The organism is Winogradskyella sp. 266wxhm (genome assembly GCF_058964685.1).
The window spans coordinates 2,588,736-2,601,303 of record NZ_CM179559.1; the positions used below are offsets into that span (position 1 = coordinate 2,588,736).

Below are 12,568 nucleotides of genomic sequence, written 5' to 3' on the forward strand. Positions count from 1 at the left end.
TACTAGTGGTTAAATAGTTGTAGATTGATTATTTACGTAAAAAAATTACTTAGTGGCGCTGATGATATAATACCCGAAACTTTTCATGTGAAGTCCTGTGAGTAAAGCATAAAATGAGCCTTTAAGATTATGAAAACTTTCTCTCTTTAAGGTTTTAAAACTGAGAAGTTTTTTTAAAATGAATCCAGTAATAGCAAAAGGTACATGCAAAACAGAGGGAGCAACTCTGTAGGAGATGTCTTCAATTGCTATGTTTTTAAAACCAGCGGTTTTTAATTGCTGCTCAATTTCGGTGTAGGTTTCTAATTTTTCTAAACTCCAATGGTCACATAATCTATTGTAAGAATGTTTTGCTCCTCTACATAGTTTAGACGTATTCTTTTTAAGAAAAGCATCTGCAATCACCAATCTACCACCAGGTTTTAGTATTCTGTAGGCTTCAATTATAGAGTTTTTGTTGTGACCAGAATGACAAAAACTTTCTATCGCAACTGCAGAATCAAAGCTATTAGCTCTAAAAGATGTCGAGTTATAGTTTTCTTTGAGGATAATTCCATTTTTGCCTCTCAAAAGTGCATTACCTTGTTTAACCTGAAAATCAGAGAGTGTAACACCATAGGCAATAAGGTTTTTATGTTCACTTAAAGCGTATCGCATGGTGCCACCCATACCACAACCTAAATCTACCAATCTGTTTTTTACGGTACCAATTTTAAGTCGCTTAACAACCTGTGCATTCATTTGATTAAGCATACTGTCTCTTTTAAAAGGATTGGTTTTAAAAGGAATGAAATAACCAAAGTGCATATTGTAATCGTTACTCCAAAATTCATAATCTTCAGAAGCTTCGTTGTAGAAATCTATCATTCCTATTCGGTTTTGTTCTGCGTAATTTGTGTAGGGTATGGATTGTGTTTTCATGGTGTTATAATTTAGGTAATTTCCAGTTTGTAAAATCATAGGCAATGGCTGTTGGCTTTAAATTCCCCTTTTGTGTTTTTACAGAGGTAATTATTTTAAATTTTCTTAATAACCATGTAATCATCCATCCAAAATCTATTTCATACCACTTTGAAGAAAATTTTGCTGAAGTAGGATAAGAATGATGATTGTTATGAAAACCTTCTCCAAACGAAATGAGTCCTAGTAAAACATCATTAAATCCACTTTCGTCAGCACCTTTAATTTTGTGTCTTGAGTATCCATATTTATGAGATGCGTAACCAATATACCAATGACCAAGAATGATAGTAGATGTACGAAGGCATGTTGCAATTAGCATACTGTTAAAGCCAACAAGTAGATAAAGAGCAATCATGAAAATTATGTATTGTAATTGCCATGTTTTGTGAAGCCAGAGTATGGCTGAATCATTTAAATCCTCTTTAGGAATTTGATAGCGTGATAAATCTTTTGGAATAAAGGTGAGATGAAGATTCCAATAATAATCTGTTATTAATGAATGTTTATATTGAAAATACCTAGGACAGTCATTTCTGTTTTGCCAATAGTCTCTAAAGTAATGCTGTTTTAACCAATTCAATGGACTTCCCAATCCTGTTAATACAAAAAGATAGAGACTGATTTTTCTAAATGCTTTACTTGTTTTGTAGGATTTATGTATGACGCCTCTGTGCAAGCCAACAGAGTGACCTATACCTACTGTTAAGAATATACCTACTGTTAAGAATAAGAGTAAAATATTTAAAAAAATATCTTGTGTATTTAATGATGAGAAATCAATAAACAAGATTGGAAATAGCATTGTGTATAACCAAAGCGTTTTTATCCATGAAAACTGAATTTTTCCAAAGGGTGTTTTAAGGTTTTTATTCATTATTTCTGGACTTTATAGGTTATGAATAAATTATGAAGCGCAAGACAAATTGATGTAACAAAACACAAGGTTATAAGTTGTTGTCCAGAATCTAAAAAACCTTTATTAACAAGGAAGAATGTATAAAGTACAGATGCAACTAAAAATATGTAAATAAGGTAGTTTGTCTTAATAGCAGGTGACATTTCTTTAAAATGAAATCCAATTATTATCGTAAATAAAATCTGAAATGCACCTAAAATCATTAAGAAAAGTAGTGCATAGAAAGGTGTAAGAATAAGTATTAAGTTAAAGATAATTAATGTTATATTAAGCAGATAAATAACTCTTGTTGTTTTCATAATTCTATTATTTTAAAACTTTCAAAAAATATTGAAAGTTTGATTTAAAAAAATATTGTCTATTTGATAAGTTTAAAAACAGACTTGGTCAACCAGTTTTGTTTTTGGTCTACAAGTTTGTTCATTAGAATATCTAAATCATCTGTAAGTTCCTTTAGAGCTTTAGTTTGTTTTATTAATTCTTTAGTTTCGGCTGATCCGTTATCTTCAATAGAAGAGACCTCTTCTAAAACTTTTATAACGGGTTTTATTTCTCTTCGGCTACGCTCTTTGGCTACAATTCTCGCGAGTTCTTGTACGTTTTTTTCGGTAGTAAAAAACTCTTTACGCTCACCAGAAACTAAAACTTTTGTTACAATACCCCAATCCATAAGTTGTCTTAAATTCATGCTGGTGTTACCACGTGAAATTTTAAGATCCTCCATAATATCTTCCATAGAAAGCGGTTTGGTGGATATAAAAAGCAAAGCTTGTATTTGAGCCATCGCTTTATTAATGCCCCAAAGCGTACCCAAACTTCCCCAAGTACTAATAAATTTTTCTTTTGCTTCTGTATATTCCATGAAGCAAATATATGAAATATTTTAAACTTTCAATAATTATTGAAAGTTTATTTGATTTGCAAATGAATATGATCATCATGTCTTACTGCTTGGCAACCATGAAACCTTATTCTTGAATCTTGAAGATTTAAATTGCTTTTAAGATAAGGTTCAATGAAAATCTTTTGTGTTTCAGAATGAGATAAAAGATGTTGAATTAATTTTTTTGTTGAAGATTTATCAAAAGACAGTTTTCTGTCTGTGCCGAAAGTAAGATGTTTAGTGAAGTCATATTTCCAATACCCTTTGTTAATACAGTTTTTAGATGTTGGGTTATTTGAATTTACGAAAGCTCCATAGCCGGAGAATGATGGTTTTTTATTTGTAGGATGTCCTTCCTTGTTTAAATACATAAAGCTAAGATCTATTTTTCTACCATCATTGTGGCTTAAGTGTGGTAATAAAGGAAATTCATCAAAAAAAGGAAAATTGGCATCTAAGTAAGTTATTTTAATTCTACTAGTTTTAGCGCTTTTAAGTAGAATATTTTTTAATTCTGGGTTAACATAGTTTCTAAAAGCTAAAGCGTAAAACCAGTTTTTAGGAGCCAAACTATTGTTGAATACAGGTAATTTTTCCCTTTCAAAAATAGGAGCTACAGAAGGGACAAGCAAAATGTTGAATACTAAATAAATTATTGGAAAAACATAACGTTTTTTCCAATTTTTAGTTTTTGAGAAGATAATAGTAATTATCCAAACAAAACCGCCAACTTGCGTTAAGGCGGTTAAGAATGTAATGATTAAAATGTGTCCAACAAGTTTTAAAAACTTCATAGAACACTAACGTATAATTTAGATGTTTTATTTCAACAACCCAGCGCGTCTCAATAGTGCTTCTGGTTGAGGTTCTTGCCCCCTAAACTTTTTGTACAAATCCATAGGGTTTTCAGTTCCTCCTTGAGATAGTACAAATGTTTTAAATTTATCAGCAACTGTTTTGTTAAATATACCTTCTTGTTTAAAGTATTCAAACGCATCTGCATCTAAAACTTCGGCCCATTTGTAACTGTAGTACCCAGACGAATAGCCTCCTTGAAAAATATGAGAAAATGCTGTACTCATACAGTTTTCTTCTACTTCAGGATAAAGTTTTGTTTCGCCAAAAGCTTCAACTTCATGTGCTTTTACGTCTGTAATTTTTGTTGGGTCTACACCATGCCAGCTCATATCTAAAAGTCCAAAACTCAACTGACGTAAAGTTTGCATACCTTCATGGAAGGTAGAAGAGGCTTTTATCTTTTCAACTAGTTCCATCGGAATAACTTCACCTGTTTCGTAATGCGTGGCAAAGAGTTTTAATGACTCTTCTTCGTAACACCAGTTTTCTAAAACCTGACTAGGTAATTCTACAAAATCCCAATACACACTTGTGCCAGAAAGGCTAGGATAAGTGGTATTGGCTAACATGCCATGAAGTGCATGCCCAAACTCGTGAAACAACGTGGTAACTTCATTAAACGTAAGTAAAGAAGGTTTGCTTTTTGTTGGTTTGGTAAAATTACAAACGATAGATACATGCGGTCTTTCATTAATACCGTTTTTAATCATTTGCGGTTTGTAAGAGGTCATCCAGGCACCATTGCGTTTTCCAGATCTTGGGAAAAAGTCAGCATAAAATATGGAAACCAATTCACCTTCGCTATCGGTAACTTTATAAGTTAAAACATCGTCATGGTATTTGTCTATATCATCGATTTCTTCAAATTGAAGTCCAAATAATTTATTGGCAACAGTAAAAGCACCATTAATAACATTTTCTAGTTTGAAATAAGGTTTTAGTTTTTCGTCATCTAAATCGAATAATTTTTGTTTCAATTTTTCAGAATAGTACGCCGAATCCCATTTTTGTAATTGATCTATGTTGTCTGTTTCTTTAGCAAAAGCTTCAAGTTTTTCAAACTCTTCTTGTGCAGCAGGTTTTGCTTTATCTAACAATTCGTTTAAAAATTCATTAACCTTCTCAGGTGTTTCTGCCATGCGCTCTTCTAAAACAAAATGCGCATGAGTTTTATAACCTAAAAGTTGAGCGCGCTCAAAACGAAGATTAGCAATCTTTAAAACAACATCTTGGTTGTCTAAGTTATCGTTATGAAATCCTTTACTACCAAAAGCTTTAGACAGTCTTTCTCGTAATTCACGGTTGTCTGCATAAGTCATGAAAGGAATATAACTTGGGTAATCTAAAGTGATTAACCAACCGTCTTTCTCTTTTGATTCTGCCAATTGTTTTGCGGCTTCTTTAGCTCCTTCAGGTAAGCCAGAAAGATCAGCTTCATCAGTAAGAAGCATTTCAAACTTGTTGGTTTCGGCTAAAACATGCTCGCCAAATTTTAATTTTAATTGACTTAATTCTTTATCAATAGCGCGCAATTTTTGCTTTTTATCTTCTGATAAATTGGCGCCATTTCTTGAAAAACTTTTATATTTTTTATCTAGAAGTGTTTCTTGTTCTGTAGTTAAATCTAGTTCTGATTTTGAATCATAAACTGCTTTTACACGTTTGAATAAATCCTCGTTTAATGTAATGTCGTTACTGAATTCAGATAAAAGCGGAGATACCTCTTGAGCTATTTTTTGAATATCATCATTAGTTTCTGCGGAATTCAAGTTGAAAAATATACTCGAAATTCTATCTAATTCTTCACCAGAATAATCCAAAGCTTCAATAGTGTTTTGAAAAGTAGGAGTTTCATCATTATTGGTGATATCATCAATTTCTGCTTTAGCATTTTCTATAGCTTTTTTAAAAGCTGGTAAAAAATCCTCTGTTTTTATTTTAGAGAATGGTGCAGTTTTATATGGAGTATTGAATGATGTATTAAGAATATTCATTTTATGTTAATTTTTTTACTAATGTTTTGGTAATCTGATTTTTAACTAAACTTTAATACAGATTGTGAGGGAGTTATGAGTATCTTTGCACTATCTTTTAGCATTGAAGTTTTGCTAATTGGAATTGATTAATAGCGAGAAGCCTCGACCACTGTGTTGAGGCTTTTTTTTATAAGTCCTTGGCAGACTCTATAACTTTAGCTTTTAATCCTTCTTTGTAAACCATTACTTTGTCTAAGACACATTGATCGGAGCTACCTAGAATCTGAGCAGCTAATATTCCGGCGTTTTTAGCACCATTTAAGGCAACTGTGGCAACAGGTACTCCGCCTGGCATTTGTAAAATAGATAGTACAGAATCCCAACCGTCAATAGAATTGCTGCTTTTTACAGGAACTCCAATTACTGGCAATGGAGATAATGATGCCACCATTCCAGGTAGGTGAGCTGCACCTCCTGCACCAGCGATAATAACTTTTATGCCTCTAGTATGCGCATTTTTACCATAATCGAATAATTTTTCTGGTGTACGATGTGCGGATACAATATCAACTTCAACCTCAATATCAAAACCTTTTAATATATCTATAGCGTCTTGCATTACTGGCAAATCGCTTTTACTTCCCATTATTACTCCTACTTTACTCATGATTATATATATTTTATGTCAGGTCGAGCGCAGTCGAGACCTCAATAAAGAAAATAAATTTTTTTAGAATGACCTCTCGACTGCGCTCGAGGTGACATTTTTTATTCACTAATTACTTCTATTGTTTTCTTTACTTTTTCCGCAACTTCTCGTGCTTTGGCAATATCTTTATCAACTATGGTAACGTGTCCCATTTTACGGAACGGACGCGTTTGCTTTTTACCATAAATGTGAGGTGTAACACCATCCATTGCCATAATCTTTTCAATATTTTTATAAACCACATTACCAGTGTGGTCCTCAGCACCAACCAAGTTTACCATAACTCCTGCAACTTTACTTTCGGTATTTCCTAAAGGTAACCCAAGTACACATCTAATATGCTGTTCAAATTGAGATGTGTAACTGCCTTCAATACTGTAATGTCCAGAGTTGTGAGGTCTAGGTGCAACTTCGTTTACTATGATGTCATCATTTTCCGTTTGAAACATTTCAACCGCCAACAAACCAACATGCTTAAAAGCAGCAGCAGTTTTCAAAGCTACAAGTTCAGCTTTTTTTGCAATCTCGTTAGGTATTCTTGCTGGGCAAATAACATATTCTACTTGGTTAGCTTCGGGATGAAATTCCATCTCAACAACTGGATATGTTTTTAAATCTCCTTTTTCATTTCTAGCAACAATAACAGCTAATTCATTTTTAAAAGGAATTAATTTTTCTGCAATACATTCTACATTTGGAAGATCGATTAAATCTGTGTAGCGTCTTACAACTTTTACACCCTGACCATCATAACCAAATCGCGCGCTTTTCCATACAAAAGGATAACTTAAAGCTCCATTTCCTACAGCATCTTCAATTTCTGATGTGTGCGCATATCTCGAAAAATCAGCAGTTGGTATGTTGTTATCGCGATAAAATAATTTTTGTGTAGCCTTATTTTGAATAGTCCGCAACGTTTTAGAAGAAGGGAAAACTTTAATACCTTTATCTTCCAAAGTTTCTAGGGCATCTACATTGACGTTTTCGATTTCTATAGTCAATACGTCAACATCCTTTCCAAAATTAACTACGGTTTCATAATCTAAAAGATCACCAACTGTAAATTCATTGCAGGCTAATCTTGAAGGTGCGTCCTCACTTGGGTCTAAAACCGAGGTGTAAACATCAAATTTTCGAGTGTCGTAAAGCATCATTTTGCCTAACTGTCCACCACCTAAAATACCAAGTTTAAAATCTGAAGAGAAATAGTTCATATTTGATTTTCGTACTTTCCAAAGCGCGGAAAGTTGAAATATTTATTAGATTCAACATAACTTAGCACAAAAATAAGGTAATTATGGCACAAAGTTCTAAAATCATAAATCAAAAAATCGTCATACTTTAATCAAATGATTATCTTTGTGTTTCTAAAATAATTCAGCAGTGATAAAGCTTCACGATTTATACTTTAAGCCCTTCATTTCAGAAAAAGAAATAGATAATGCAGTGCAAAAAATGGTTAATGCCATTGCTGCAGATTTAGGAGACGAAATTCCTGTGTTTGTAGGAATTTTGAATGGCTCTTTTATGTTAGTGAGCGATTTTGTAAAAAAATACCCAAAAACTTGTGAGGTCACTTTTATAAAACTAGCATCTTATGAAGGTGTTAAATCTACTGAAGATATTCAGCGTTTAATTGGTTTAACCCAAGATTTAACGGGTAGAACAGTAGTTATTTTAGAAGATATAATAGATTCTGGAAACACACTTGAAGAAGTGCATCGCATTTTTAAGAATGAAAATGTAAAACAATTGCTAATAGCAACCTTGTTTTATAAACCAGAAGCTTACGATAAAGATTTTAAACTTCATTATGTTGGTATGGAAATTCCAAATAAATTCATAGTAGGTTACGGTTTAGACTATGATGGATTAGGAAGAGACCTGCCAAACGTATACCAATTAAAAACAACACAACACATGACAAACTTAGTGCTATTTGGCCCTCCAGGTGCAGGCAAAGGAACACAAGCTAACTTCTTAAAAGAAAAATACGATTTAGTACACATTTCTACAGGAGATGTTTTTAGATACAACATTAAAAATGAAACCGCTTTAGGTATGTTGGCTAAATCCTACATGGATAAGGGTGAATTAGTACCAGATCAGGTAACCATTGACATGTTGAATAAAGAGGTAGAAAAGAATGCTGATGCTAACGGATTTATATTTGATGGTTTCCCAAGAACGGATGCTCAGGCCAAAGCACTTGATGAATTAATGGATAGTAAGGATTCTCAAATTAATGCTATGGTGGCTTTAGAAGTAGATGACGAAGTATTAGTAGCACGTTTATTAAAAAGAGGCGAAACAAGTGGAAGAGCTGATGATGCAGATGAGAACATTATTAGAAACCGAATCAAAGAATACTACGACAAAACAGCAATATTAAAAGATTATTATTCTACACAAAGCAAATACTATGGTGTTGATGGTGTAGGTAGTATTGAAGATATTACAGAACGCTTAAGTGCTGTGATTGATAAATTATAAACGTTTATTCGTTTAACTGTTTATTTGATTAATTGAAAAAAATCATAATGTATCAACACTCATTTGAGAAGTTAACTGTTTGGCAAGACTCAATTGATTTAGTTGAATTGATTTATAAAACAGTTAGCTCGTTTCCAGATGATGAAAAGTATGGGCTGGTCAGTCAAATGAAAAGGTCGACTGTCTCTATTTCTTCAAATTTAGCAGAAGGAACATCAAGAATAACTAAGAAAGATAAAGCACATTTTTCTACGATGGCATTTAGTTCTACTATGGAACTATTGTGTCAAGTTGAAATTTGCAAACGTTTAGCTTTTGTAGATGAAGACCAATATTCTAATCTTAGAAGTAATATTTTCAAAATTTCTAATAAGATTAATTCATTGAGGAAATCTCAATTAAACGGTTAAACAAATAAACCATTCAACTTTAGATGACAGAAGGAAATTTTGTAGACTACGTAAAAATGCACATCTCTTCCGGTAATGGAGGAAAAGGTTCTGCACATTTACATCGTGAAAAATATATAGCCAAAGGTGGTCCTGATGGTGGTGATGGTGGTCGTGGAGGTCACGTCATCATTAGAGGAAACGAAAACCTATGGACATTACTTCACTTAAAATTTAAACGACATGTAAGGGCTGGTCACGGTGAACACGGTAGTTCTGGTAGAAGTACTGGTGCCGATGGTGAAGATGCTATTATTGAAGTGCCTTTAGGAACCGTAATTCGAGATACGGAAACTAACAACATCTTATTTGAAATTACAGAAGCTGGTGAGGAAAAAATCGTAGCTGAAGGAGGTAAAGGTGGCCGTGGTAACTGGCATTTTAAAAGTTCTACAAATCAAACGCCACGTTATGCGCAGCCAGGTATTCCTTTGGAAGAAAAGGATATTACTTTAGAGTTAAAAGTATTGGCAGATGTTGGTTTAGTTGGCTTTCCAAATGCAGGTAAATCTACCTTACTTTCTGTTTTAACTTCAGCAAAGCCAAAGATTGCAGATTACGAGTTTACAACACTTAAGCCTAATTTAGGTATTGTACAATACCGCGATTTTCAGTCGTTTGTAATGGCAGATATTCCTGGGATTATAGAAGGTGCCGCTGAAGGAAAAGGGCTAGGATATTACTTTTTAAGACATATAGAGCGTAACTCAATCTTACTGTTTTTAATTCCAGCAGATGCTAAAGATATTGTTGAGCAATACGAAATTTTAGTGGATGAGTTGAGACGTTACAATCCTGAAATGCTAGACAAAGAACGTTTTGTTTGTATTTCAAAATCAGATATGTTAGATGAAGAACTTAAATCTGAAATGGCTTCAATTTTGGATAAAAATCTAGAAACAGAATATATGTTTATCTCTTCTGTAGCACAACAAGGATTAACAGAATTGAAAGATAGACTTTGGAAAATGCTTAATGATTAAGATTACAAACTGTGAAAGAGTATATCAAAAGTATTGTAAAATATAATGATAATAAACTCAGCAAGAGTTTTGCTTTTTTCATTCAGTTTTTAATTATTCTTTCGGTTATAACATTTTCTGTTGAGACATTACCTAACCTAAAGCCACAAACAAAAGTCATCTTAAATTCTATCGAGGTATTCTGTGTGATAATTTTCACTGTAGAATATGTAGCTAGAATTTATGTTTCAGATAAAAAGCTAAAATTTATTTTTAGCTTTTTTGGCTTGATAGATCTTCTGGCGATACTCCCATTTTATTTGTCTTTTGGCATTGACCTAAGATCGCTTAGGGTGTTGAGGATGTTTAGGCTGTTTCGTTTGTTAAAGCTGGCAAGGTATAACAGAGCTATGCGTCATTTTGCCAAAGCTATGGTAGTTGCTAAAGAGCAAATTATATTATTTATGGCAATTACCTTAATACTCATTTACTTTGCGGCAGTTGGTATTTATTACTTCGAAAATGAAGCTCAGCCAGAGCATTTTTCATCAATTTTTGATAGTCTATGGTGGTCTATTGTTACTTTAACTACAGTTGGATATGGTGATGTGTATCCTATTACGGTAGGTGGTCGTATCTTTACATTTTTTATTTTATTGATTGGTTTAGGTATTGTGGCTATACCAACAGGAATTATTTCATCTTCGCTTACAAAAGTCTTTGAGCCAGATTCTGATGAAGAATAGTTAAAGTTTACTTTCGGTCGTTCTGTAGTTGATACAAAACCTATTTTTTTAAGTATCTTTAAAGTAAAAAATGAAAGCTATAAAATATATCTTCATACTTGTTTTAGTATCCTCTTGTGGGACAGTTGTCAATTACGATTACGATACATCTACCGATTTTACAAAGTATAAGACTTATAACTATTTTAGTGATATGCAAACTGGTTTAAGCCAGTTAGACACAAAGCGTATTATGCGTTCTATTGATGCTAAACTTACAGAAATGGGATTGGTACTTTCGGAAAATCCAGATTTTTTCATTGACATTCAAAGTCAAGATGTGATGAATAGAAATAACTCAACCGTAGGTGTTGGTGCAGGCGGTGGAAGTAGAGGTGGTTTTGGTGGTGTTTCTGTTGGAATTCCGTTAGGAGGCAATCAAAATACAAGACAAATCGTTATCGATTTTGTGGATAAAAAGCAAAACGAAAAATTGTTCTGGCAAGCTGTTAGCGAGAGTAATTATAATGAGAATGCTTCACCAGAAAAACGTCAAGCTTATTTTGATGCTTTGGTTGAAAAGATTTTAGCTAAGTATCCACCTAAACAATAGTTGTGTCATTCCGAACTTGATTCGGAATCTATGGTAAGCTTAGAACTTTATCATTTTCCTAACATAATAAACTTCATCTTAGTAAATCGGTTTTGTAATTTTGATTGAAATCAAAAGAACAAAAATCATGAGCACATTAGAAGGTAAAGTAGCACTGATAACAGGTGGAACTAAAGGTATTGGTTTTGGTATTGCAGAGGCATTACTTAACCAAGGGTTTAAAGTTGCTATAACAGGAAGAGATCAAGAATCTACAAAAGCAGTAGCGAAAGAACTAGCATCTAAAACCAATTCAGAAAACGCAGTCATCGGACTTGAAGCAGATGTCAGACAATTAGAAAGTCAAGAAAAAGCAGTAAAAGCAACACTTGATGCTTTTGGTCAGTTAGATCTTGTTGTTGCAAATGCAGGATTAGGACACTTTGGAAGTATTGAGGAATTAACTGTAGACCAATGGAACGCTGTTATTGACACCAACTTAACAGGTGTGTTTAATTCTATAAAAGCTAGTGTTGATGCATTAAAGGATTCTAAAGGCTATTACATTACGATTTCTAGTTTAGCAGGAACCAATTTCTTCGCAGGAGGTTCTGCATATAACGCAAGTAAGTTTGGTGTTACAGGATTTACACAAGCTGTAATGTTAGATTTACGTAAATACGGTATCAAAGTCAGTACGATAATGCCAGGTTCGGTGTCTACACATTTTAATGGAAACGAACCAAGTGAAGCAGGAGCTTGGAAAATTCAAATTGAGGATATTGGTGAATTGGTTGTAGATTTATTAAAAATGAATCCAAGAACCTTACCAAGTAAGATCGAAGTAAGACCAACGACTCCACCGAGTAGTAAGTAAAAATTAAAAATCTGTCTGAAAATTTAAAAAATCTGTCATTCTTAATTTATTTCAGAATCTCAATAGATAGATTTCTTATTGTTTAAGAATCTGAATCAAGTTCAGATTGACCAAACACAAATTTCCAGACAGCTTTAGTTTTTTCCTTTGCGTCTTTTGTGCCTT

General features: G+C 33.2%; 14 protein-coding genes. 6 read left to right on the plus strand and 8 right to left on the minus strand.

Going from position 1 to position 12,568, the window contains the following annotated elements; all coding sequences use genetic code 11:
* Window positions 1–45 precede the first annotated feature (45 nt).
* From AC2H4K_RS11485 to AC2H4K_RS11520, 8 genes are all read right to left on the minus strand, one after another.
* The gene (locus tag AC2H4K_RS11485) at window positions 46–960 is read right to left on the minus strand and encodes a methyltransferase domain-containing protein (protein WP_493742416.1); all 915 of its coding nucleotides are present in this window, start codon (window positions 958–960) and stop codon (window positions 46–48) included.
* Window positions 926–1,837, minus strand: a complete 912-nt coding sequence (locus AC2H4K_RS11490; RefSeq protein WP_493742417.1) for a fatty acid desaturase — start codon at window positions 1,835–1,837, stop codon at window positions 926–928. The genes AC2H4K_RS11485 and AC2H4K_RS11490 overlap by 35 nt, the downstream gene beginning before the upstream one ends.
* Window positions 1,837–2,178 (minus strand): hypothetical protein, encoded by a 342-nt coding sequence (locus AC2H4K_RS11495; RefSeq protein WP_493742418.1) that lies wholly within the window; start codon window positions 2,176–2,178, stop codon window positions 1,837–1,839. Before AC2H4K_RS11495 ends, AC2H4K_RS11490 begins: the two co-directional genes overlap by 1 nt.
* Window positions 2,179–2,237: 59 nt before the next feature.
* On the minus strand, window positions 2,238–2,741 hold the full coding sequence (locus tag AC2H4K_RS11500) for a GbsR/MarR family transcriptional regulator (RefSeq protein ID WP_493742419.1): 504 nt from the start codon (window positions 2,739–2,741) through the stop codon (window positions 2,238–2,240).
* Window positions 2,742–2,788: 47 nt separating this feature from the next.
* A complete protein-coding gene (locus tag AC2H4K_RS11505) occupies window positions 2,789–3,556 on the minus strand; it encodes a hypothetical protein (RefSeq protein ID WP_493742420.1) in 768 nt (255 codons plus the stop codon).
* 27 nt (window positions 3,557–3,583) lie between these two features.
* The gene (locus AC2H4K_RS11510) at window positions 3,584–5,614 is read right to left on the minus strand and encodes a M3 family metallopeptidase (RefSeq protein ID WP_281141551.1); all 2,031 of its coding nucleotides are present in this window, start codon (window positions 5,612–5,614) and stop codon (window positions 3,584–3,586) included.
* 169 nt (window positions 5,615–5,783) lie between these two features.
* Complete coding sequence (gene purE / locus AC2H4K_RS11515; RefSeq protein WP_281141550.1) at window positions 5,784–6,263, minus strand: 5-(carboxyamino)imidazole ribonucleotide mutase; 480 nt, start codon at window positions 6,261–6,263, stop codon at window positions 5,784–5,786.
* A 101-nt stretch (window positions 6,264–6,364) separates the two neighbouring features.
* Window positions 6,365–7,519: a 5-(carboxyamino)imidazole ribonucleotide synthase gene (locus AC2H4K_RS11520; protein WP_281141549.1), complete on the minus strand. Its 1,155-nt coding sequence runs from the start codon at window positions 7,517–7,519 to the stop codon at window positions 6,365–6,367.
* Between the two features lie 169 nt (window positions 7,520–7,688).
* On the opposite strand from AC2H4K_RS11520, the gene AC2H4K_RS11525 reads away from it, so the two are divergent.
* The 6 genes from AC2H4K_RS11525 (at window position 7,689) to AC2H4K_RS11550 (ending at window position 12,403) form a co-directional block, all read left to right on the plus strand.
* Window positions 7,689–8,798: an adenylate kinase gene (locus AC2H4K_RS11525; protein WP_281141548.1), complete on the plus strand. Its 1,110-nt coding sequence runs from the start codon at window positions 7,689–7,691 to the stop codon at window positions 8,796–8,798.
* A gap of 47 nt (window positions 8,799–8,845) precedes the next feature.
* Window positions 8,846–9,208, plus strand: a complete 363-nt coding sequence (locus tag AC2H4K_RS11530; protein ID WP_281141547.1) for a four helix bundle protein — start codon at window positions 8,846–8,848, stop codon at window positions 9,206–9,208.
* A 23-nt stretch (window positions 9,209–9,231) separates the two neighbouring features.
* Window positions 9,232–10,230, plus strand: coding sequence for a GTPase ObgE (gene obgE, locus AC2H4K_RS11535; protein ID WP_281141546.1), 999 nt, complete (start codon window positions 9,232–9,234; stop codon window positions 10,228–10,230).
* 11 nt (window positions 10,231–10,241) lie between these two features.
* Window positions 10,242–10,955: an ion transporter gene (locus tag AC2H4K_RS11540; RefSeq protein WP_281141545.1), complete on the plus strand. Its 714-nt coding sequence runs from the start codon at window positions 10,242–10,244 to the stop codon at window positions 10,953–10,955.
* A 70-nt stretch (window positions 10,956–11,025) separates the two neighbouring features.
* Window positions 11,026–11,547 carry a DUF4136 domain-containing protein gene (locus AC2H4K_RS11545; RefSeq protein WP_281141544.1) on the plus strand — a complete coding sequence of 174 codons (522 nt, stop codon included), beginning with the start codon at window positions 11,026–11,028 and terminating at the stop codon, window positions 11,545–11,547.
* Between the two features lie 127 nt (window positions 11,548–11,674).
* Window positions 11,675–12,403 (plus strand): SDR family oxidoreductase, encoded by a 729-nt coding sequence (locus tag AC2H4K_RS11550; protein ID WP_281141543.1) that lies wholly within the window; start codon window positions 11,675–11,677, stop codon window positions 12,401–12,403.
* The last annotated feature ends 165 nt before the right edge of the window (window positions 12,404–12,568 follow it).

What these genes read in the sequence shown, in the direction of transcription:
- purE (WP_281141550.1), bottom strand. Translation starts at nt 6,263, where the DNA reads ATGAGTAAAGTAGGAGTAATAATGGGAAGTAAAAGCGATTTGCCAGTA.
- AC2H4K_RS11485 (WP_493742416.1), bottom strand. Translation starts at nt 960, where the DNA reads ATGATTTTACAAACTGGAAATTACCTAAATTATAACACCATGAAAACA.
- AC2H4K_RS11490 (WP_493742417.1), bottom strand. Translation starts at nt 1,837, where the DNA reads ATGAATAAAAACCTTAAAACACCCTTTGGAAAAATTCAGTTTTCATGG.
- obgE (WP_281141546.1), top strand. Translation starts at nt 9,232, where the DNA reads ATGACAGAAGGAAATTTTGTAGACTACGTAAAAATGCACATCTCTTCC.
- AC2H4K_RS11495 (WP_493742418.1), bottom strand. Translation starts at nt 2,178, where the DNA reads ATGAAAACAACAAGAGTTATTTATCTGCTTAATATAACATTAATTATC.
- AC2H4K_RS11520 (WP_281141549.1), bottom strand. Translation starts at nt 7,519, where the DNA reads ATGAACTATTTCTCTTCAGATTTTAAACTTGGTATTTTAGGTGGTGGA.
- AC2H4K_RS11545 (WP_281141544.1), top strand. Translation starts at nt 11,026, where the DNA reads ATGAAAGCTATAAAATATATCTTCATACTTGTTTTAGTATCCTCTTGT.
- AC2H4K_RS11500 (WP_493742419.1), bottom strand. Translation starts at nt 2,741, where the DNA reads ATGGAATATACAGAAGCAAAAGAAAAATTTATTAGTACTTGGGGAAGT.
- AC2H4K_RS11530 (WP_281141547.1), top strand. Translation starts at nt 8,846, where the DNA reads ATGTATCAACACTCATTTGAGAAGTTAACTGTTTGGCAAGACTCAATT.
- AC2H4K_RS11510 (WP_281141551.1), bottom strand. Translation starts at nt 5,614, where the DNA reads ATGAATATTCTTAATACATCATTCAATACTCCATATAAAACTGCACCA.
- AC2H4K_RS11505 (WP_493742420.1), bottom strand. Translation starts at nt 3,556, where the DNA reads ATGAAGTTTTTAAAACTTGTTGGACACATTTTAATCATTACATTCTTA.
- AC2H4K_RS11550 (WP_281141543.1), top strand. Translation starts at nt 11,675, where the DNA reads ATGAGCACATTAGAAGGTAAAGTAGCACTGATAACAGGTGGAACTAAA.